We start from the raw sequence: 20109 nt of genomic DNA on the forward strand, positions 1-20109 counted from the left end.
TCGCTGCGCTCAGTGGTGGAATCCGGGCTTCTGCCCCTGGGTGGGCATCGGCGTCTCGAGTGCATCGAGCCACGCCGTCTCGACGCGGATGTCGTCGAGCAGGTCGTCGGCGAGGTCGCGGCTCAGCCCATTGCGCACGACGACGCGCTGCACGGTGATGTCGCTCATGTTGTCGGGCATGGGGTATGCCGGCACCAGCCAGCCCTTCATGCGCAGCCGATCGGAGAGGTGGTAGAGGTTCCACTTGTCGGTATAGCCGGGCTTCAGCTGCCACGCGAACACCGGGATGTCGGAGCCGTCGCTCCACAGGTCGAAGGCGCCGATCTCGGAGATGCCCTTCGCGATGTACTTCGCGACATCCTGGCTCTCCTGCTGGATGGCGGTGTAGCCCTCTCGTCCGAGGCGCAGGAACTGGTAGTACTGCAGCAGCACCTGGGCGCCGGGCCGCGAGAAGTTCAGGGCGAGGGTCGGCATGTCGCCGCCGAGGTAGCTCACTCGGAAGATGAGCTCGTCGGGCAGCGCGTCGAGGGTACGCCAGACGATCCAGCCGACGCCGGGGTAGACGAGCCCGTACTTGTGGCCCGACGTGCTGATGGAGTGCACGCGCTCGAGTCGGAAGTCCCATTCGACCTCTGGCTGCAGGAACGGCGCGATCATGGCGCCGGATGCCCCGTCGACGTGGATCGGCACGTCGAACCCCGTCTTCGCCTGCAGGGCGTCGAGGGCGGCCGCGATCTCCTTCACCGGCTCGTACATACCGGTGTACGTGACCCCCATGATGGCGACCACGCCGATGGTGTTCTCGTCGACGTACTGCTCCAGCTGGCTGCCGTCGAGCATGGGGTGCTCGTCGGTGACCGGAACGTAGCGCGGCTCCACCTCGAAGTAGTTGCAGAACTTCTCCCAGCACACCTGCACGGCGGAGCTCATGATGAGGTTGGGCTTCTCGGTCGACTTGCCCGCGGCGCGCCGGGCGAGCTGCCACCGTCGCTTGAATGCGAGCCCGCCGAGCATGCACGCCTCGGAGGAGCCGATCGTCGAGGTGCCGATCGAGTCCTCGACATCCGGGACGTTCCACAGCGACCCGAGGATGTGCCAGCAGTGCTCCTCGATCGCCGCGGTCCGCGGGTATTCGTCCTTGTCGACCATGTTCTTGTCGTAGGTCTCGGCATAGAGGCGGTCGGCCTGGTCGCCCATCCACGTGGCGACGAAGGTCGCGAGGTTGAGCCGTGCGTTGCCGTCGAGCATGGCCTCGTCGTGCACCATCTGGTACGCCGAGGTCGGGTCCATCTCACCGTCGGGAATCGTGAAGCGCGGCGCGGCGGTACGCACCCCGGCGCGGGTGTAGGTGGGCTTGAGGACGTTGGGGTCGTGGAGCATGTGCTGGGTCCTTCCGGTTGGCGTGGTTCCCCGGCCCGCGCGCCGCGCGAGCAACCGGAAGGCCGTGACCCCAGGGAGGTGCCGGAGCCCCCCGGGCCGGTCACCGTCTACGAGCGAGACACTACGCCCGGGCACTCACCGGCCGCTAGTGTCTCGGCGGATGCGCCTCCTCCGCGCCGAGCGCCTTCGTGCAGTTCGCGCAGAGCCCGAACACGTCGACGACGTGCGCGGCCCCGGTGAAGCCGTGCTCGGCGGCGACGCGCTTCGCCCAGGACTCGACCTCGTCGGCGGCGATCTCCACCGTGAGTCCGCAGTTGCGGCAGATGAGGTGGTGGTGGTGCCCGGTCGTGCTGCATGCGCGATAGAGCGCCTCGCCCTCGGGCGACTGCAGCGAGTCGGCCTCGCCGTTCGCCGCGAGGTCGCCGAGCGCGCGATAGACCGTGGCGAGGCCGATCGGAGATCCGCTCGCGTGCAGTGACGAGTGCAGCGCCTGCGCGCTGATGAACCCCTCGGTCTCGTCGAGGGCCTCGCGTACGGCTTCGCGCTGCCAGGTGTTTCGCTTCATGCGGTTCTTGCGTCCTCTGCGGTCTCCACGGGGATGGCGACTCGATTCCACGGTAGTGCGCGCAACTTGGAGATTCCCAGCGCGAGCGCGAAGAACGCGGTGGCGGCGAGCACGATGCTCGGGCCGGCGGCCACGGCGAGCGCGCGCGACGCGAGCACCCCGATGGCCCCGGATGCCGCGCCGATGACGGGTGCGGTGAACAGGATGCCGCGGTACGTGGGCACGACGAGCCGCGCGGCGGCCGCCGGCGCGGCGATGAGCGCGATGGCGAGGATCGCGCCGACGGCGGGCAGCGCGCTCACGACCGTCGCAGCCGTGAGCGTCAGCACGAGCAATTCGACCGGCCACTCCCGGTAGCCGGCCGCGCGGAATCCCGCCTGGTCGAACGTCGAGAACGCGATCTCCTTGCCGAAGACCGCCACGGCGATCACCGCGACCAGCGCGACGCATGCCGCGAGCAGGATGTCCCCTTCGGTCACCGTGAGGATCGACCCGACCAGCAGCGACTCGGCCTGCACCGGAAGGCCTGGGATGACCGCCTGCAGGATCGCGCCCGCCGCGAACCCGCCGGTGAGCACGATGCCGGCCGCAACCTGCGCGCCCTGCCGCCGCACGCGCGCGATGCCCGACATCACGGCCACGAGCACCACGGATGCCGCTGCGGCCCCGAGCGGCACGCTCACCCCGAGGGCGGCCGCCGCGACCGCGCCGGGGTAGGTGCCGTGCGTGAGCGCCTGCGCGAAGAACGTGCGGCGCCGGAGCACCACGAGTGCCCCGACGAACCCGGCTCCGGCGCCGATGACGATCGACGCGAGGAGCGCCCGCTCGAAGTAGCCCATCAGCGCCCCTCCCCCACCTCAGCTGGTCGAGGAGCGCCCGGCGCAGCCGGACGCGTCTCGAGACCCACTCCCCCGCGCCGCGCGACGCGGTCGGCGATCCACCGACCGGCCAGCACGACGGCGTAACCCGCGACGAACACCGCGACGATCGTGCTGCCCGCCGGCAGGCCGACGCCTGCCCCGACCGACGCCGCGTACCCCGCGGCGAGCCCGAACCACGCGGCGAGCGCGGCGAACAGCGCGGCGGCGGGGAAGAGCAGCCACAGTCGTTCGGTCACGAGGCGCGCGGCGGCACCCGGCACGATGAGCAGCGCCAGCACGAGCAGCGTGCCGACCGTGCTCGCGCCGGCGACCACCACGAGAGCGACCGACGCGTTCAACACGAGGTCGAGCGTGAGCGCCGAGTCGCCTGCGGCACGGCTGCCGCCCGCGTCGAACGCACGGAAGAGCTGCTGCTTCAGGGTGATCGCCACGGCGATGAGGGCGATCGCGCACACCGCGACGAGGGGGAGCACCTCCTCCGGCGGAATCGTGAGTACGCGTCCGAACAGCAGCGCCTCCAGCTCGCCGGAGTAGTCGTCGCTGCGGGACACCACGATGACGCCGACGCTGAAGGTGGCCGTCAACACGATCGCGATCGCGGCATCCGAGGTGATGCCCGCCCTGACGAGCCAGGTGAGCACCACGGCCGCGGTCAGCGCGGCGATGGCGGCACCCGGGAGCAGGCCGGCGGTGCCGCCCACCGCCAGCCCGATCGCGAGCCCGGGGAAGACCGCGTGCGTGAGTCCGTCGCTGATGAACTCGAGCCCCCTCAGGTTCACGAGCACGCCGACGACGCCCGCGACCACGGCGAGCACGAGCATCACCACGAGTGCTCGGCCCATGAACGGCACGGCGAATGCACCGAACAGCGCGTCGCCCAGGCTCATCGCGCGCCACTCCCCCGCCGCGTCGCGTGTCGCCGCTCACGCACGCATGCCGCGACCGGCATCAATGCCCCTCGTGGCCGGGAACGACCAGCGTGTGCTCGTCGAGCTCGACCTCCACGCCGTCGAAGCACTCCTGCACGTTGCCGAGCGTGAGCACCTCGGCCACGGGCCCGAATGCGAGTTGGGTGCCGTTCACCAGCACCACGGTGTCGCAGACGAGCTTTGCGAGCTCGAGGTCGTGCGTGGACACGAGCACGGCCACGCCCTGCGCCTTGAGCGCGCGCAGCGTGTCGATCAGCGCATCGCGGTTCTGCTGGTCGAGCCCGTTGAACGGCTCGTCGAGGAGCAGCAGCGTCGGGTCGCCGGCGAGCGCGCGTGCGAGCAGCCCGCGCTGACGCTGGCCGCCCGAGAGCTCGCCGAACCGCCGCTTCGCGAGGTCGGCGAGACCGACCGTGGCGAGCGCCAGCCGCACGGCCTCGCGGTCGGCACGGCCCGGCCACCGCAGGAACCCCAGCCGGCGGAAGCGTCCCTGCATCACGACCTGCTCGAGGCTGATCGGGAAATCGGGATCGAGCTCGGCCGACTGCGGCAGGAAGCCGATCATGCCGTTGCGGGCATGATCGTCGCCGGCAGAGGCGGGGCCCGGTGTGCCGGGGCTCGCCGCTCGCGCCGACCCGGCGGCATCCGTTGCGCTCCGCCCGACGACCATCCGGCCGGCCGTGAGCGGCACGAGTCCGAGCACGCCCTTCAGCAGCGTCGACTTGCCCGCGCCGTTCGGGCCGATCAGGGCGACCGCCTCACCGGGCGCGATCTCGAAGTCGAGGCCGGAGACGCCCCCGCCACCCGGGTGGGTGAACGCGACGCCATCGAGGCGCAGCACGGCGGAGTCGGTCATCAGGTCATCCTTGCAGCAGCGCGGGGAGCGGGGAAGGCGTGACGCCCCACGACTCCAGGATGAGGGTCGCGTTGTGGATCTGGCTGCCGAGGTAGGTCTCCCCCGGCGAGCCCGCCGTGCCGAGCGAGTCGCCGTAGAGGGCATCGTCGCCCGAGTACACCGTGACGCCCGCCTCACGCGCGATCGTCTCCGCGGCCTTCGGTGAGATCGACGCCTCGGAGAAGACCGCCTGCACGCCCGTGGCGCGGATCTTCGCCACGAGGTCGTCGATCTCAGCGGCGCTCGGCTCGGCGTTGTCGTCGAAGCTCGGGATGACGCTGCCGACGAACGTGAGGCCGTAGGCGTCGATGAAGTACGTGAACGCGTCGTGGTTCGTCACGAGCAGGCGCTGCTCCGCGGGCACGGTGTCGACGTTCTCCTGGATCCACGTGTCGAGTGCGTCGAGCTTCCCCACGTACGCCTCCTCGTTCGCGTCGACCGCCGCCGCGTCGATGCCGGGCACCTCCGCGAGGCCGTGCGCGATGTTCTCGACCATGTGCTCGGCGAGCTCGGGGTCGGTCCAGATGTGCGGGTTGCCGTCGCCGTGGTCGTGACCGTCATGGTCGGATGCTTCGTCGGCCTCCGTGTCGGTCGCGGCGTCGGCCTCTTCGTCGTGGTCGCCCGAGCCGAACAGCTCGATGCCCGTGCTCGCATCGATGAGCACGCCGTCGAAGCCCGATGCGCTCACGGCGTCGTCGAGCCAGCTCTCGAGCCCCGCGCCGTTCACGACGAGCGCATCGGCGTCGGCGAGCGCGAGCAGTTGCGCCGCGGAGGGGTCGAAGCCGTGGGCGCTCTGCGCAGGCCGCAGGAGCTGGGTGACTTCGGCGGTGCTGCCGACGAGCTCGCGTGTGAAGTCCCCCACCTGCGTGGTCGTGGCGACGATCGAAGGGCCGCTGCCGTCGTCGGCTCCGGATGCCCCGGGGCTCGCGCACGAGGCGAGCGCGAGCGCGCCGATCGCCAGCACGGCGCCCGTTCCGAACGCGTTCCGGATTCGGTTGCGCATCGGCCTTGGAGGTGAGGTCATATCCCGAAGGTAGTCCTTATTGATAATGATTGTCAAAACCATGTGGAGTGGGCGCGATGCAGGTCGGCAACACGCGAGGCGCGTCCGGCATTCCGCGTCATCCTGTGGAGAGCGCTGGCGAGTGTCGCACCGACGTGCGAGCATGAAGCACGTGGATACGACGACGACCCCTCTCACGTTGCATCCGTTCACCGTCGCCGATGCCGAGCGCGTGCTCTCCGGCGAGGTCGACCCGCACGACGGGTGGGAGGGCGGCTACGCCTTCACCGACGAGCCCGAGCTGCTCAGCGAGTACGTGCGTGCGGTGCGCGAGACCGGCGACCCCACCCCGTTCGGCCCGTACCTCGTGCGACGCGTGCACGACGGCGCGACCATCGGCGGCGTGAACCTGTTCGGTCCGCCGGACGGCGACGGAACGGTCGAGTTCGCCTTCGGGCTCGTGCCCGCCGTGCGCGGGCAGGGCCTCGCGCTGCACACGGTGCTCGAGGCGCTCGCGCTCGCGCGCACGGCCGGCGCGACCACGGCCCGCGCCGCGTGCGAGATCCCCAACCTCCCCGCCCGACGTGCCCTCGAGCGCGCCGGGCTCATAGAGGTCGGCCGCAGCGACGACGCGGTCGTCTACGAGGCTCGCCTCTGACGCAGTGACGGATGCCGCGGCATCCGTCACTCGAGCAGCAGTGCGGGCTCCTCGATGATCGACGCGACGTCGGCGAGGAAGCGACTCGCGACGTCGCCGTCGACGACGCGGTGATCGAACGAGGCGCCGATCGTCGTGACGAACCGCGGGCGCACCTCGCCGTCGACGACCCACGGCTTCTGCTTGATGGTGCCGAGTGCCACGATCGCGACCTCGCCCGGATTGAGGATCGGGGTGCCGGTGTCCATGCCGAAGACGCCGATGTTCGTGACGGTGATCGTGCCGCCCTGCATCTCGGCCGGCTGGGTCTTGCCCTCGCGTGCGGTGAGCGTGAGCTGCTCGAGCGCCGCCGCGAGCTCCACCATCGTCATCGCCTGCGCCTCCTTGACGTTCGGCACCAGGAGGCCGCGCGGGGTCGCGGCTGCGACGCCCAGGTTGACGAAGTGCTTGACGATGATCTCCTCGTCGGTCCACTGCGCGTTGACCGACGGATTGCGGCGCACCGCCCAGATCATGGCCTTCGCCATGATGAGCAGCGGCGACACCCTGACACCTGCGTAGTCGGGGGACGACTTCAGTCGCTTGACGTATTCCATCGTGCGCGTGGCGTCAACGTCGACGAAGACCGACACATGCGGTGCGGAGAATGCGCTCTGCACCATCGCGTTCGCGATGGCCTTGCGCACGCCCTTCACCGGGATCCGCGTCTCGCGATCGGGCGGCAGCTCGGGCGTCTGGATGTTGCGGAACACGCTCGCCTGGCTCGCTTCGCGGATCACGTCGTCGCGCGTGATGTCGCCGATCGGGCCGGTGGGCGCAACGCGCGAGAGGTCGACGCCGAGGTCCTTGGCGAGCTTCCGGATCGGCGGCTTCGCGATCACGGGCACGCCCGAATCGGGGCGGGGCGCAGCGACCGCCGGCGCCGCATCGGCCTCGGTCGCGTTCGGCTGCGCCGCGGCCGGCGGTGCGGGGAGTGTCGCGGGGGCGATGGGCGCGGGTCGCGCTGCGAGCTGCTCGTGCGCGCCGCCAGGCGACGGATGCCGCTTGCGCCGCGTCGGCGCGGGACCGGAGGATCCGTGTCCGACCAGCACGGCCCCACCGCCCTCCGACGCGGCGGGAGCGTGGGATGCGACCGTCCCCGATGCGGGCGCGGTCACCCCGGATGCGGCGGGAGCGGCCTGCGCCCCCGACGCTGCCCCGGTCGCAGGCGCGGGCGCGGCGCCATCCGTGGCGGCGGCATCCGTCTGGATCACCAGGATCGGCGTGCCGACGTCGACCGTCTTGCCCTCGTCGACGAGCAGCTCCGAGACCACGCCTTCGAACGCGCTCGGCAACTCGACGAGCGACTTCGCCGTCTCGATCTCGACGAACACCTGGTCGAGCTCGATGCGGTCGCCGGGGGCGACCCGCCACTCCACGATCTCGGCCTCGGTCAGCCCCTCGCCGACATCGGGCAACGGGAACCGGATCTCGCTCATCTCACGCCTTTCTCGGCCACGGCCGCGGGTCAGTACGCAAGTGCGCGGTCGACGGCCTCGAGCACCCGGTCGGGGCTCGGCAGGTATTCGGCCTCGAGGGCGGCCGGGGGGAACGGCGTGTCGAAAGCCGATACGCGCAGCACCGGCGCCTCGAGGGAGTAGAACGCGCGCTCGGCGACGGTCGCCGCGATCTCGGAGCCGATGCTGACGAAGCCGTACGCCTCCTGTGCGACGACGAGGCGCCCGGTGCGCTGCACCGAATCGAGGATGGGGCCGTAGTCGATGGGGGAGAGGGAGCGCAGGTCGACGACCTCGAGGCTCGTGCCCTCGCCCGCGGCGACGTCGGCCGCCTGCAGCAGGGTCGACACCATGGCGCCGTGACCGACGACCGTGACATCCGTGCCCTGGCGGATGACGCGACTCGCGTGCAGCGGCATGCCCGAGTGGTCGAGGTCGACCGGTCCCTTCGGCCAGTAGCGACTCTTCGGCTCGAAGAACAGCACGGGGTCGTTCGAGTCGATCGCCTCCTGGATCATCCAGTACGCGTCGTGCGGACTCGAAGGGCTGACCACCCGCAGCCCCGGGGTGTGCGCGAAGTACGCCTCGGGGCTCTCCTGGTGGTGCTCGATCGACCCGATGTGCCCGCCGTAGGGGACTCGGATGACCACCGGCATGCTGACGGTGCCGTCGTGGCGCACCGTCTGGCGCGCGAGCTGGGTGGTGATCTGGTCGAACGCCGGGAAGATGAAGCCGTCGAACTGGATCTCGATGACCGGGCGGTAGCCGCGCATCGCGAGCCCGATGGCGGTGCCGACGATGCCTGACTCGGCGAGGGGCGTGTCGAGCACGCGTCGGTCGCCGAACTCCGCGTGCAACCCCTCGGTCACGCGGAAGACGCCGCCGAGCGGGCCGATGTCCTCGCCCATGAGCAGCACGTGATCGTCGGCGCGCAGCGCTTCGCGAAGCCCTGCGGTGATCGCCTTGGCCATCGACAGGGTCTGCACGCCCCGCATGCCGCTCTCGGCATGTTCGGTCGTGGGTGTCACCGGAGCCGCATCGGATGCCTCGGCGGATGCCTCCGCGACGTCCACGGACCCGGCCACGAGCCGCTCCTCCTCGGTGCGCTGGCTCATGCCGCTCCTCCTTCGAAGCCGGACTCGAAGGCCTCGAGCCACGCGGACTCCTCGGCCATGAGCGGATGCGGCTCGCTGTACACGTGGGCGAAGATCTTCTCGCGCGTCGGCGCCGTCAGGTCGAGTGCGCGGCGCCGGAGGTCGGCCGCGACATCCGCCGCCTCGGCATCGACCTCGTCGAAGAAGGCTGCCGACGCCCCGCGGCCCTCGAGCCATGTGCGGTACCGGGTGATCGGGTCGCGCTCGGCCCAGTACGCGACCTCGGCGTCGGTGCGGTACTTCGTGGGATCGTCGGCGGTGGTGTGCGCGCCCATGCGGTAGGTGACGGCCTCGATGAGGCTCGGGCCGTCGCCCGAGCGCGCCTCCTCGAGCGATTGCCGGGTGACGGCGTAGCTCACGAGCACGTCGTTGCCGTCGATGCGCACGCCGGGCATGCCGAATCCGCCGGCGCGCAGCGACAGCGGGCTGCGCGACTGGCGCGACACGGGCACCGAGATCGCCCACTGGTTGTTCTGGACGAAGAAGACCTGGGGGGTCTGGTAGCTCGATGCGAACACGAGTGCCTCGCTCGCGTCGCCCTGCGAGGTGGAGCCGTCGCCGTAGTACACGAGCACGGCGGCATCCGCGTGAGGGTCGCCCGTGCCGACGAGCCCGTCGAACTGGATGCCCATGGCGTAACCCGTGGCGTGCAGCGTCTGCGAGGCGAGCACGAGCGTGTAGAGGTGGAAGTTGCCGTTCTCGGCGGGATTCCAGCCACCGAGGGTCGCGCCGCGGAGCAGCGAGAGGATCGCGACCGGGTCGAGGCCGCGGATCATACCGACGATGTGCTCGCGGTACGACGGGAAGATGTGGTCCTGCGGGCGGGCGGCGCGGGCCGAGCCGACCTGCGCCGCCTCCTGCCCGTGGCTCGGCACCCAGAGGGCGAGCTGCCCCTGGCGCTGGAGGTTCGCACAGGCGACGTCGATGCGGCGCGAGATCGCCATGTCGCGGTAGAACTGCTCGAGCGTCGCGTCGGGTAGCGCCTCCACGAGCGGCAGGTAGGCCTCCGCTTCGGGAGTCGGACGCAACTCCCCGGAGGGGGTCAGGAGCTGGACCGTCGGCGCGGTGAAGTCTCTCTCGCGGGCTGGCACCGTTCCACGCTACCCGCTACGCAGGGTGCCGTTCTTGTGAGGCCGGTACAAGCTCACCCAGAATCCGGAGGAGGGTATCGACAGACTCGGGCTCCCCAACGGAGATGCGGATGCCCTCGGGCGGGAACGCCCGGGTGACGAGGCCGGCGTCGAACAGGCGCTCCGCCACCTCGGTCGTCGACTCTCCGGTGGGCAGCCACACGAAGTTGCCGTGGGCCTCGGGCACGGGCCAGCCCTGTTCGAGCAACGCGTTGCGAAGTGCCTCACGGCGCCCCGCGATGGTCTCGACGCGGGCGAGGAGCTCCGCCTCGGCGGCGGGCTCGAGGGAGGCGAGCGCTGCAGCCGCCGATGCCGCGGTGACGCTGAGCGGGATGGCGGTCGAGCGCGCCGCGTCGAGGATCGGCACGGGCCCGATCGCGTAGCCGACGCGAAGCCCGGCCAGGCCGTAGGCCTTCGAGAATGTCCGGAGGATGACCAGGTTCGGGTAGCGGCCGATGAGCGTGCGGCCGTCGACGGATGCCTCGTCGCGCACGAACTCGATGTACGCCTCGTCGAGCAGCACGAGCACGTCATCGGGAACGCGCGACATGAACGACTCGAACTCGGCGGCGGTGACGATCGTGCCGGTCGGGTTGTTGGGGGAGCAGACGATCGCGACCCGGGTGCGCTTGGTGATCGCGTCGGCCATGGCGTTGAGGTCGTGGCGGTGATCGCCTCGGTTCGGCAGTTGCACGCTCGTCGCACCCGAGACCGTGACGAGCCCGGGGTAGGCCTCGAACGAGCGCCACGAGTAGACGACCTCGTCGCCGGGACCCGCGACGGCCGCGATGAACTGCGCAAGCAGCGACACCGATCCGGCACCGACGATCACCTCGTCGACGGAGACGCCGAAGCGCTCGGCGAGCTTCTCGCGCAGCACGAGGGCCGTCGCATCGGGGTAGCGGTTGATCTCGTTCGCGGTGGCCGCGACCGCGGCAGCGACACCGGGAAGCGGGGGGAACGGGTTCTCGTTGCTCGACAGCTTGTAGCCCTCGGCGGGCGCGGGCCGACCCTGGCGATAGGGCGGGAGGGCGGCGATCTCGGGGCGAAGGCGCACGCTCGCCCTCATTGGCTCAGGTGCAGTCACGGATTCCACCGTACCGCTTCGATCGCGAAGCACCGTCTGCCAGAGTTGGTCCATGCGGTTCATCCTGAAGGTCATCGTCGTCGCACTCGCACTCTGGCTCACCACCTTCATCGTCTCGGGCATCCGCGTCGTCCCGTACGAGGACACGCAACTCGCCACCGTGCTCACGTACCTCCTGATCGGCCTGATCTTCGGCCTCGTGAACGCCATCGTCGGCACCTTCGTCCGCATCGTCGCGTTCCCCTTGTACGTGCTCACGCTCGGCCTCATCTCGTTCATCGTGAACGGGTTGCTGCTCCTGCTCGTCGCCTGGATCAGCGACCTGATGGGCTTCGGGCTCGTGATCGACGGATTCTGGTGGGGCGTGCTCGGCGCGCTGGTGCTTGGCCTCATCAGCTGGCTGATCGGGCTCATCGTGCGCCCGTCGCGGGACTGAGGTCCCGGGTCGCCATCCAATCGCTGCGGAGGCCCGACACCCCACCCGTGACGTCGGTGACGAGCGAGCGGAACGACGCGAGCCGTTCCTCCTCGGAGGCGTCGACGAGCGCGGCCGTCTGGCGATAGCGGACGAGTTCGTGGGCCGGCAGCACGGCGTCGTACTCACGGTCGGCGTCGAGCACGCTCCGTGAGACCGTGACGCGATCGGGCGACGGATGCCCCGCACCGCCGGTGGCGGGAACCAGGTCCTCCTCGTGCTCGATGGAGAGGAGGCCCACGCCCTCGCGGGTCGGTGCCGAGGCGACAGGGCCGCCGAGGTTGACCGCACCGACGGCATTGAGCTCGGGGTCGACCGCGAGCTTCGCCGCGATCACGCCGCCGCCCGAGTGCCCCACCGCGAGCACCGGGTCATCCGGCCCGACGCCCGCCCTGCTCATCGCCTCGCGCACCGCACGCTCGCCCGCACCCGATTCGGCGCCGGCGATGCGGAGCGCATCGAGCGCCGTGTCGTCGGCGATGCCGTGCAGGTTGCTCGTCATGTCGGCCGGCTGCCGGCCGGCGACGAGTCCCACGTCGACGGTGCCCCCCACGTAGACGATCCAGCGCTTCTCGTCGCCCGCGCCGTACTGCTCGATGCGGATCTGCGCCCCACCCTCGCCCGTCGGCACGCGGTCGGCGAGGTCGCCGACCCCGCTCGGCGGCTCGACGATGTCGCCCAGCCGAACGGATGCCTCGGCCGGATGCCCCGCCGGCGGGCGCCCGGAAGCCGCGTCGGCCGCGACGGACGAGGTGGCGGGCGCCACTCGCTTCACGTTCACCGGGCCATCGACCAGCACATGGCTTCCCGCGATGCCGAGGAGCCCCGCGACGCCGAGCATGATCGACGCGCCCTCCGGCGCGCGCACGGCGGGTCCGACCGGGAAGGGCAGGTGCAGGGCGCCGGCAAACGTCTCATCCGCGTGATCGGCGGCGACGCGCACGAGTCGCACGAACGCCGGGTCCGAGAGCAGCGTGCGATGCTCCTCGAGCCAACTCGCGAGGGGCGTCGGGCCCCAGCCGAAGGCACGCCCCATCGCGGAGGCGGCCGCCTGCGCGCTCGCCACGAGCAGTCCGCCCGCCAGGATGGCGGGCGCGTGGAAGCCGAGCCATGGCGCGCCGATGAGGGCCGCGAGCTGCCAGAGCCCGTCGACGAGCCGCTCGGTCGCGCCATAGCGCTCGGCCGATTCGAGGAGCGAGGACCGCAGCGAGCTCGCACGGCGCTCGGCCTGCTCGAGGCACTGGCGCGCGAAGGCCAGGTTCATGGTGGGAGAGCCGGCGGCGCCGAGGATGGCGGGCTCGTCGACATCGAGCGTGTGCAGCCCGCGCCCGACCACATGGGCTCGATCTATCCAGTCGGCGATCACCGTCACGGCTGCGCCGAGCCTCGCCGCGTCGACGAACAGCTCGTCGACCGCGACGGCCGTCGATCCTCCGCCCGACACGATGAGCGCGTCAGGCGCGGCGGGCGCGTTCCCGTTCTCGCTCACCGCGCGCCCTGCCCGACGTCGCCCTGCGCCTCCAGCTCGTGCTCCAACCGGCGGATGCGATGCTCCAGGGCCGTCTCGGCATCCGCGAGCGCCGACATCGCCCCGGCGAGCCGCATCCGCAGGTCGTCGAGGAGCTCCGCGTACCCCTCGGCGGCCGCGGATTGCCACGCGCCCGGGGGCGGCGGCGCGAGCCCGATCGAATCGAGGCGCACCTCGTCGTGCAGGGAGCGCAGCATCACGAGGTGCCGGCGGGCGCCGTCGATGCGGTCGGGCGTGACGGCCCGGCCGGTGAGCGCGGCGATGAGTGGGTCGTGATCCATGCCGCGAGCCTCTCGCCGCAGCGCGTCCTCCGATGTGTCGCCCCGCGGCATCCGGGCACGAACGATCGCCCGCATCCGCTGTGGAGGACGAGCGCGATCAGTCGCGCAGCACCTGCTCGAGCACGTACGACGCAACTCGGCCGAACACCCCCGACGGGCCCTGCTGCTCGACGACGGCCGAGGCGATCACGAGCGCCCAGCCGCGCGCCCGGTCCCACGTCGCCTCGTCGACGCCGCGCACGGCCTCGAGCTCGGCGCGGAACACCCGCCGCGCCCGCGCGTCGAACGTGAGCCACGCGGTGGCGAGGTCGGTCGCCGGGTCGCCCGCGGTCATGTCGCCGAAGTCGACCACCGCGGCGAGCGCTCCCGACGGCCCGAGCACCAGGTTGGCCGGGTGCAGGTCGCCGTGCAGCCACACCCGGGGCCCCGACCACGGGGATGCCGCGAGCGCCCGCTCCCACACCGCGAGGAGCCGCGCGGCATCGGGGATGCGCCCGCCGGCGAGGCGGGCGCGCACGTGGGCGTCGCGGTTCGCGATCGGCACGCCACGGTAGGCGTTCGCCGGGGCATCCGCCGGTGCGGGCACGGCGCCGAGGTCGGCGACGAACGCAGCCAGGCTGTTCACGGCGACCCCGCGCGTCTCGACGTCGAACGCCAGTCCGCTTTCACCGGCGAACCAGGGCACGATGCTCCACGGCACGTCGTAGCCGAGCTCCGGAGCGGGCCGCCCGTGCCGCACCGGCGCGGGCACCGGCACGCGGAGTCTCGGGGCGAGCTCGGGCAGCCAGCGCTGCTCGTTCCACATGAGCCCGACCGCGACCTCGCGCCGCGGCATCCGCACCGCGTACCGGTCGCCGAGCCGGAAGATCGCGTTGTCCCAGCCGTTGGCCACGAGCCGCACCTGGCCCGCGAGATCCGGATGCTGCGCCGCCACCAGCCGCGCCGCGAGCGCCTCGTCGACGTGGAAGTCGGCGGGTGGGGCATCCGTCATCTCGACCCCTCCCCGTGCGCGGATCGCCCAGCGTAGCGCAGCCGCGATTTGCCTGCTGTGCCGTGGGCATATCTCGTCCACAATGGGACCATGACGCGAGCGGAGCCCGCGGGGGACGCCGCGCAGCCCTTCCGAGTGTCCTTCGTGTGCACCGGCAATATCTGCCGCTCGCCGATGGCCGAGGTCGTGCTGCGCTCCCTCGCCGAACGCGCGGGGCTCGGCGATCGCCTCGCCATCGAGTCGGCCGCGACGGGAGACTGGCACGTAGGCGAGCAGGCCGACCAACGCACCATCGATGCGCTCGGGCGGGCGGGCTACGACGGATCCCATCACCGTGCGCGCCAGTTCGACGTCGGGGACTTCCCCCGGCTCGACCTGATCGTGGCGTTCGACCGAGGGCAGGCTCGGATCCTGCGCAACTGGGCGCCGTCATCGCTCGACCAGGACAAGGTGCGGCTGCTGCTCGACTTCGACTCCGACCTCGCGCCGCTGCAGGACGTGCCTGACCCCTACTACTCCGACGAGGCGACCTTCGATCGAGTTCTTGGGATGATAGAGCGGTCGACTCATGCGCTCTTCCGGCAACTCGCCCCCGCACTCAGACAAGGAAACCGATGACTTCGCTGCCTCCCCAGCCGCTCAGCCCGCTCGACGGACGGTACCGTGCTGCGGTCGGCGAGCTCGGCGAGCACCTGTCCGAGGCGGGGCTGAACCGGGCGCGCGTGCAGGTCGAGGTCGAGTGGCTCATCGCGCAGACCGACCGCGGATTCTTCAGCTCGTCACCGCTGTCGCCGGAGCAGAAGGCGCAGCTGCGCTCGATCGTCACGGAGTTCGGGCAGGCCGACATCGACGAGCTTGCGACGCTCGAGGCCACCACCCGACATGACGTGAAGGCGGTCGAGTACTACGTGCGCCGCCGGCTCGAACTGCTCGGACTCGACGCGATCGCCGAGCTCACGCACTTCGCCTGCACCAGCGAGGACATCAACAACCTCTCCTACGCCATCACCGTGCGCGACGCCGTGCGCCAGGTGTGGCTGCCGAAGTACCGCGGCGTCATCGACACCCTCTCCGCCCTCGCAGGCGAGCACCGCGACGCGGCGATGCTCTCGCGCACGCACGGGCAGCCCGCGACCCCGTCGACGATGGGCAAGGAGCTCGCCGTGTTCGCGCACCGGCTCGAGCGCATCGCCAGGCAGGTCGAGGCCACCGAGTACCTCGGCAAGTTCTCGGGTGCGACCGGCACGTTCTCGGCGCACGTCGTCGCGGCACCGGATGTCGCGTGGCCCGAGGTCTCGAGCGAGTTCGTCGAGTCGCTCGGGCTCACCTGGAACCCGCTCACGACCCAGATCGAGTCGCACGACTGGCAGGCCGAGCTGTACGCCCGGGTCTCGCACGCGAACCGCGTGCTGCACAACCTCGCCACCGACATCTGGACCTACATCTCGCTCGGCTACTTCCGCCAGATCCCGCAGGCGGGCGCGACCGGCTCGTCGACGATGCCGCACAAGGTGAACCCGATCCGGTTCGAGAATGCCGAGGCGAACCTCGAACTCTCGAGCGCGGTGCTCGACTCGCTCGCGGCGACGCTCGTCACGAGCCGCCTGCAGCGTGATCTCACCGACTCCAGCGCCCAGCGCAACATCGGCGTCGGATTCGGCCACTCGCTGCTCGCGCTCGACAACATCCAGCGCGGGCTCGGCGAGATCGACCTCGACCGCGCACGGCTCCTCGAGGACCTCGACGGCAACTGGGAGGTGCTCGGCGAGGCGATCCAGACGGTGATCCGCGCCGAGGTGGTTGCCGGGCGGTCCACCATCGCCGACCCGTACGCGCTCCTCAAGGAGCTCACGCGCGGCAAGCGAGTCGCCGCGGCGGAGCTCGCCGCGTTCATCGAGGGCCTCGAGGTCGGGGATGCCGCCAAGCAGCGCCTGCTGGCGCTCACGCCGGCCAGCTACACGGGCATCGCGGCAGAGCTCGTCGACCGGCTCTGACCGAGCGGCCGCGGGCCTTCTCCGGGTCGAGCTGGAGCCTTCCGTCAGGCGTCGATCTGCGGGATCATGGGCGCGACGAGGGTCTGCCGATGCAGCGAGGCACGAGAACGACCACACCACCAGCACGCCGCCACCCGGCACGACGGGTCATGGCGTGGACGTTCATCGGCCTGGCCGCCGCCGGCCTGGCCGGCTCTGCAGCGCAGCGGGCCGCGGCGCAGCGGGACGAGCGCCGGTTTCCGGCGCCCGGCCGAATGGTCGAAGCCGGCGGCTTCCGGATGCACCTCGAGGTGCGCGGCGAGCACCTCGGCGGCCCGACGATCGTGCTCGAAGCGGGACTCGGATCGTTCTCCCCGAACTGGCACTGGGTGCAGCAGGCGCTGGCCGACCGCCTCCGCGTGGTGGCGTACGACCGCGCCGGACTGGGGTGGAGCGACCCGAGCCCGGCACCGCGTGACGCCGCGACCATGGCGGCCGAACTGCACACGGCACTGCACGCCGCCGACATCGAGGGGCCCTACGTGCTGGCCGGCCATTCATTCGGCGGACTCGTGGTGCGCGCGTTCGCCGAGCTCTACCGGCCGGAGACCGCGGGCCTCGTGCTCGTCGACGCCTCACATCCCGACCAGTGGGCTCGCTGGCCGGTGCCGAGTGCCGATCGGATCCAGTTGATCTCCCTGCGCATCTCGGCCGCCGCCGCCCGGGTGGGCCTGTTCCGGATCGTCGACGCATTCGGAGCCGTCTCCGCCGGACTTCCCGAACGACAGGTGGCAGAACTGAACGCCCGCTTCGCCCTGCCGAGCACGTCGGATGTCGAAGCCGCGGAAATGCGGGCGTGGGAGCCGATCACCCGGCCGTTCCTGCATCGCGCGTCCGCGCTCGGGGACCTGCCGCTCGCGGTCATCGGGGTGGGCGTCCAGCCGATGGGCGCCCAGACGCTCGACGCGCTGCAGGAGGAGCTCCCCGGACTCTCCATGAACAGCGCACGCCGGGTGATCGCCGACGCGACGCACGAGTCGCTCATCGCCGATCGGGAGCACGCGAGCCGCGTCGCGGAGGCGATCCTCGCGGTGGTCGACGCGGCCGGCGGCGAGAGCGTGGAGACAGCCTGGACGGCGCGGGAAACGCACCCGGCCATCCGCTGAGGGCACCGGGTGAGCGTGGTCCCGTCAGTGGCCGGGCGGGCGACCTTCGGGCCCGTCGGCGTTGCCCTCGCCACGCGACTTGGCGTCGTCGTCGAGCTCGGCGGACTCCGAGGCATCCGGTTTCACCGTCATCGCGAGCAGCGCGAGCGCGACGAGCACGACGATGAACACGCCGCCGGTCGCGATGAGGGCGAGCGTCAGGTCGCGGGTCACGACGATCGTGATGACGCCCGTGAAGATCGCGGCGATTGCAGCGCCGCCGACGTACTCGACGGGACGGAGCACGTCGCGCCGGTTCGGCTTGTACTCGCCGGGGGACTGGGTCATGAGCGCTGCTCCGATCCGGATGCCGCGGCGCCGGGCGCCGCAGCCCACTTCAACGAGAACCCACCGATGACCAGATACACGCCGAGGATCACGAAGTAGCCGCCGAGGAGGCCGACGGCCGTGACGGCGTCGGGCGGCAGCACGAGGAACACGATCGCGAGCACTGCGGTGAGCGCGCCCGCGGCGATCCAGTCGCGTGCGGCGGCGGTGCGACCCCGCGAGCGGAGCCCCGCGTACAGCTCGACGAACCCGGTCACGGCCGCCCAGACGCTCACCAGGTAGAGGAGGAACGGCAGCCCACCGGCCATGCTGACGGCGAGCAGGCCGGCTGCGACGGTCACGACCGCGTTCACGACGAAGAGCGAGCGGATGCCGCGACCGGCCACCAGGCGCAGGTTCAGCGCACCGACGACGAGGCCCGAGACGATCGCCCACGTGCCGAACACGAGCAGGCCGAGCTCGGGGGCGTGGTTCTGCGAGAACGTGATGACCGCGGCCGGCACGAGTGCGAGGAGTCCGCGCACGACCGGGACGACCCAGTACTGGGTGCGCTCCGGATCGGCATCGCGGGCGGTGGCCACGGCGACCTCTTTCACATCGGAGGGGGGTACCGATCCATCCTACGTTGGCTCCGCGGGCCCGGCGTCCGGGGAACCCGACCGCCGTACGCCGTTTCGTTCCACGAGCACGCGTCCGAGTCGCGCCAGCTCCGCCCGGAGGGAGTCAGGCTCGACCAGGTCGAGGTACTCGGCCCAGCCGGCCAGTCCGCGCGCGAGCAGCTGCTCGGTCGGCGCGGTCACCTGGACCCGCGAGCGCAGGTCGTCGACCGGCGCCTCCACGACGGCGCGCTGCCCGAATTGCGTGCGCAGCAGCGGCACGATACCGGTGTCGGCGATCACCGTGGCCGCAGCGCCCGCCCGCTGCCGCTCCACCTCGTCGGTGATCCGCGCCCACAGCTCGCCGAGGTCGAGGTCGTCGGGCCGCACCGCGGCCTCCTCCGTGACGGCGGCATCGAGCATCCGGTCGACGCGATATGTGCGCTCGGCGCCGTCCATGGCACCGAGGAGGTACCAGTGCTCGCGCTTGCGAACGAGTCCCCACGGGTCGACGAGGCGGTCTGTGGGCTCGCGGTTCCACGCCGCGTAGCGCACCCGCACGCGTCGCCGCTGCACGATCGCGGTCTCCAGCACGGGCAGCAGTTCGGGGCGGTCGATCGCCTCGCGGCCCCACTCGCCGGGATCGATGACGATCGCGTCGGCGGCGGCCGCGGCATCCGTTCGGAACGTCTCGGGAAGGGCGCGCACGAGCTTGCGCAGGGCCGCCTTCGCGTCGGGGTCGACGGATGCCGCGGGCCCCACGAGCAGGAAGAGCGCTCGTGCCTCGGGGCCGGTGAGCCCGCTGAGGTCGGTGCGAGCGCCGCCCAGCAGCTGCCACCCGCCGCCCCGGCCCGCCTGCGGATAGACCGGGATGCCGGCCGCTGAGAGCGCCTCGAGATCGCGGCGCGCGGTGGCGACCGAGACCTCGAGCTCCTCGGCGAGCTGCGCCGCGGTCACGCGGCCGCGTGCCTGGAGGGTGAGGAGCGTGGCGACGAGCCGGTCTGCGCGCATGTTCCGATTCTCCTCGGAAAAGTAGTCAGAGGGTGAGCACTTCTCTGTTGGAGACTGGATCCATCACCGACCGACGACCGACCGCACGAAGGAGACACCGCTCATGCTCAGGGGATTCGCCACCGTCAGCTACTACGCCGCCGACCTCGAGGCCGCCGCCGCCTGGTACTCGGAGGTGCTCGGTATCGAGCCGTACTTCCGCCGCCCGGGCTACGTCGAGTTCCGCGTCGGCGACTACCAGCACGAACTCGGCATCATCGACGCGCAGTACCGGCCGGCCGGCCCCACGGAGCCGGGCGGCGAGATCATCCAGTGGCACGTCGACGACCTGCCCGGCACATACCAGCGCCTGCTCGGCCTCGGCGCAACCCCCTACCAGCCGCCGATCGAACGCGGCCCCGGCTTCGTGACCGCCGTGGTCGTCGACCCCTTCGGCAACCTGCTCGGCATCATGTACAACCAGCACTACCTCGACACGCTGGCGCAACTTCGCGTCGCGGGCGCGCCCGCGCAGGCCGACTGACCCTGACGGGGTTGCGGCCCGCGGTCCCTCGCCTGCCGCAACCCCGCCGATCGGCCATCGCGG

Annotated in this window: 22 protein-coding genes; 6 read left to right on the forward strand and 16 right to left on the reverse strand. The window is 71.4% G+C overall.

Translation table 11 applies throughout. The features are described 5' to 3' along the window. Window positions 1-9 precede the first annotated feature (9 nt). The 6 genes from ASG80_RS00550 to ASG80_RS00575 all read right to left on the reverse strand — a co-directional run bounded on the left by ASG80_RS00550 (window position 10) and on the right by ASG80_RS00575 (window position 5650). Entirely contained in the window at window positions 10-1380 is a 1371-nt protein-coding gene (locus ASG80_RS00550) for a glutamate decarboxylase (protein WP_056727432.1), read from the reverse strand. A gap of 145 nt (window positions 1381-1525) precedes the next feature. Continuing rightward, window positions 1526-1945 carry a Fur family transcriptional regulator gene (locus tag ASG80_RS00555; protein WP_056727434.1) on the reverse strand — a complete coding sequence of 140 codons (420 nt, stop codon included), beginning with the start codon at window positions 1943-1945 and terminating at the stop codon, window positions 1526-1528. Next, a complete protein-coding gene (locus ASG80_RS00560; protein ID WP_056727436.1) occupies window positions 1942-2784 on the reverse strand; it encodes a metal ABC transporter permease in 843 nt (280 codons plus the stop codon). The genes ASG80_RS00555 and ASG80_RS00560 overlap by 4 nt, the downstream gene beginning before the upstream one ends. Continuing rightward, complete coding sequence (locus ASG80_RS00565) at window positions 2784-3713, reverse strand: metal ABC transporter permease (protein ID WP_082589616.1); 930 nt, start codon at window positions 3711-3713, stop codon at window positions 2784-2786. Before ASG80_RS00565 ends, ASG80_RS00560 begins: the two co-directional genes overlap by 1 nt. Before the next feature lie 61 nt (window positions 3714-3774). Next, window positions 3775-4608, reverse strand: coding sequence for a metal ABC transporter ATP-binding protein (locus tag ASG80_RS00570; RefSeq protein WP_056727438.1), 834 nt, complete (start codon window positions 4606-4608; stop codon window positions 3775-3777). Window positions 4609-4612: 4 nt separating this feature from the next. Then, window positions 4613-5650: a metal ABC transporter substrate-binding protein gene (locus tag ASG80_RS00575; protein ID WP_156401582.1), complete on the reverse strand. Its 1038-nt coding sequence runs from the start codon at window positions 5648-5650 to the stop codon at window positions 4613-4615. A gap of 172 nt (window positions 5651-5822) precedes the next feature. Between ASG80_RS00575 and ASG80_RS00580 the strand changes: the two genes are divergently transcribed. Beyond that, complete coding sequence (locus ASG80_RS00580) at window positions 5823-6308, forward strand: GNAT family N-acetyltransferase (RefSeq protein WP_162256575.1); 486 nt, start codon at window positions 5823-5825, stop codon at window positions 6306-6308. 26 nt (window positions 6309-6334) lie between these two features. On the opposite strand, the gene ASG80_RS00585 is transcribed toward ASG80_RS00580, so the two are convergent. From ASG80_RS00585 to ASG80_RS00600, 4 genes are all read right to left on the reverse strand, one after another. Next, on the reverse strand, window positions 6335-7786 hold the full coding sequence (locus tag ASG80_RS00585) for a dihydrolipoamide acetyltransferase family protein (protein ID WP_056727440.1): 1452 nt from the start codon (window positions 7784-7786) through the stop codon (window positions 6335-6337). A 29-nt stretch (window positions 7787-7815) separates the two neighbouring features. Then, entirely contained in the window at window positions 7816-8799 is a 984-nt protein-coding gene (locus ASG80_RS00590) for an alpha-ketoacid dehydrogenase subunit beta (RefSeq protein WP_056728401.1), read from the reverse strand. 116 nt (window positions 8800-8915) lie between these two features. Then, on the reverse strand, window positions 8916-10049 hold the full coding sequence (locus tag ASG80_RS00595; RefSeq protein WP_056727442.1) for a thiamine pyrophosphate-dependent enzyme: 1134 nt from the start codon (window positions 10047-10049) through the stop codon (window positions 8916-8918). 16 nt (window positions 10050-10065) lie between these two features. Further along, entirely contained in the window at window positions 10066-11157 is a 1092-nt protein-coding gene (locus ASG80_RS00600) for a histidinol-phosphate transaminase (protein WP_056727444.1), read from the reverse strand. Between the two features lie 70 nt (window positions 11158-11227). Between ASG80_RS00600 and ASG80_RS00605 the strand changes: the two genes are divergently transcribed. After that, window positions 11228-11611: a phage holin family protein gene (locus ASG80_RS00605; RefSeq protein ID WP_056727446.1), complete on the forward strand. Its 384-nt coding sequence runs from the start codon at window positions 11228-11230 to the stop codon at window positions 11609-11611. Here ASG80_RS00605 and ASG80_RS00610 read toward each other — a convergent pair. The 3 genes from ASG80_RS00610 to ASG80_RS00620 form a co-directional block, all read right to left on the reverse strand. Then, on the reverse strand, window positions 11586-13139 hold the full coding sequence (locus tag ASG80_RS00610) for a hypothetical protein (RefSeq protein WP_056727448.1): 1554 nt from the start codon (window positions 13137-13139) through the stop codon (window positions 11586-11588). The genes ASG80_RS00605 and ASG80_RS00610 overlap by 26 nt on opposite strands. Next, on the reverse strand, window positions 13136-13459 hold the full coding sequence (locus ASG80_RS00615; RefSeq protein ID WP_156401583.1) for a hypothetical protein: 324 nt from the start codon (window positions 13457-13459) through the stop codon (window positions 13136-13138). The genes ASG80_RS00610 and ASG80_RS00615 overlap by 4 nt, the downstream gene beginning before the upstream one ends. Before the next feature lie 97 nt (window positions 13460-13556). After that, window positions 13557-14450, reverse strand: coding sequence for an aminoglycoside phosphotransferase family protein (locus ASG80_RS00620; protein WP_056727452.1), 894 nt, complete (start codon window positions 14448-14450; stop codon window positions 13557-13559). A 90-nt stretch (window positions 14451-14540) separates the two neighbouring features. Between ASG80_RS00620 and ASG80_RS00625 the strand changes: the two genes are divergently transcribed. The 3 genes from ASG80_RS00625 (at window position 14541) to ASG80_RS00635 (ending at window position 17589) form a co-directional block, all read left to right on the forward strand. Beyond that, on the forward strand, window positions 14541-15068 hold the full coding sequence (locus tag ASG80_RS00625) for a low molecular weight protein-tyrosine-phosphatase (RefSeq protein ID WP_056727454.1): 528 nt from the start codon (window positions 14541-14543) through the stop codon (window positions 15066-15068). After that, on the forward strand, window positions 15065-16444 hold the full coding sequence (gene purB, locus ASG80_RS00630; protein ID WP_056727455.1) for an adenylosuccinate lyase: 1380 nt from the start codon (window positions 15065-15067) through the stop codon (window positions 16442-16444). Before ASG80_RS00625 ends, purB begins: the two co-directional genes overlap by 4 nt. Window positions 16445-16593: 149 nt before the next feature. Continuing rightward, window positions 16594-17589 (forward strand): alpha/beta fold hydrolase, encoded by a 996-nt coding sequence (locus ASG80_RS00635; protein ID WP_056727457.1) that lies wholly within the window; start codon window positions 16594-16596, stop codon window positions 17587-17589. Window positions 17590-17613: 24 nt separating this feature from the next. Here ASG80_RS00635 and ASG80_RS00640 read toward each other — a convergent pair whose 3' ends face one another. Genes ASG80_RS00640 through ASG80_RS00650 form a run of 3 tightly spaced genes read right to left on the reverse strand, consistent with a single transcriptional unit; the run spans window position 17614 to window position 19523 of the window. Next, entirely contained in the window at window positions 17614-17916 is a 303-nt protein-coding gene (locus ASG80_RS00640) for a hypothetical protein (protein WP_056727458.1), read from the reverse strand. Beyond that, window positions 17913-18497 carry a hypothetical protein gene (locus tag ASG80_RS00645; protein WP_056728403.1) on the reverse strand — a complete coding sequence of 195 codons (585 nt, stop codon included), beginning with the start codon at window positions 18495-18497 and terminating at the stop codon, window positions 17913-17915. The genes ASG80_RS00640 and ASG80_RS00645 overlap by 4 nt, the downstream gene beginning before the upstream one ends. Before the next feature lie 39 nt (window positions 18498-18536). Next, window positions 18537-19523 carry a YafY family protein gene (locus ASG80_RS00650; protein WP_056727459.1) on the reverse strand — a complete coding sequence of 329 codons (987 nt, stop codon included), beginning with the start codon at window positions 19521-19523 and terminating at the stop codon, window positions 18537-18539. Window positions 19524-19626: 103 nt separating this feature from the next. Here ASG80_RS00650 and ASG80_RS00655 point away from each other — a divergent pair, with 103 nt between their 5' ends. Beyond that, window positions 19627-20046 carry a VOC family protein gene (locus ASG80_RS00655; protein WP_056727461.1) on the forward strand — a complete coding sequence of 140 codons (420 nt, stop codon included), beginning with the start codon at window positions 19627-19629 and terminating at the stop codon, window positions 20044-20046. Window positions 20047-20109 lie beyond the last annotated feature (63 nt).

It is taken from the genome of Agromyces sp. Soil535, from assembly GCF_001428255.1.
Classification (GTDB): Bacteria; Actinomycetota; Actinomycetes; order Actinomycetales; family Microbacteriaceae; genus Agromyces.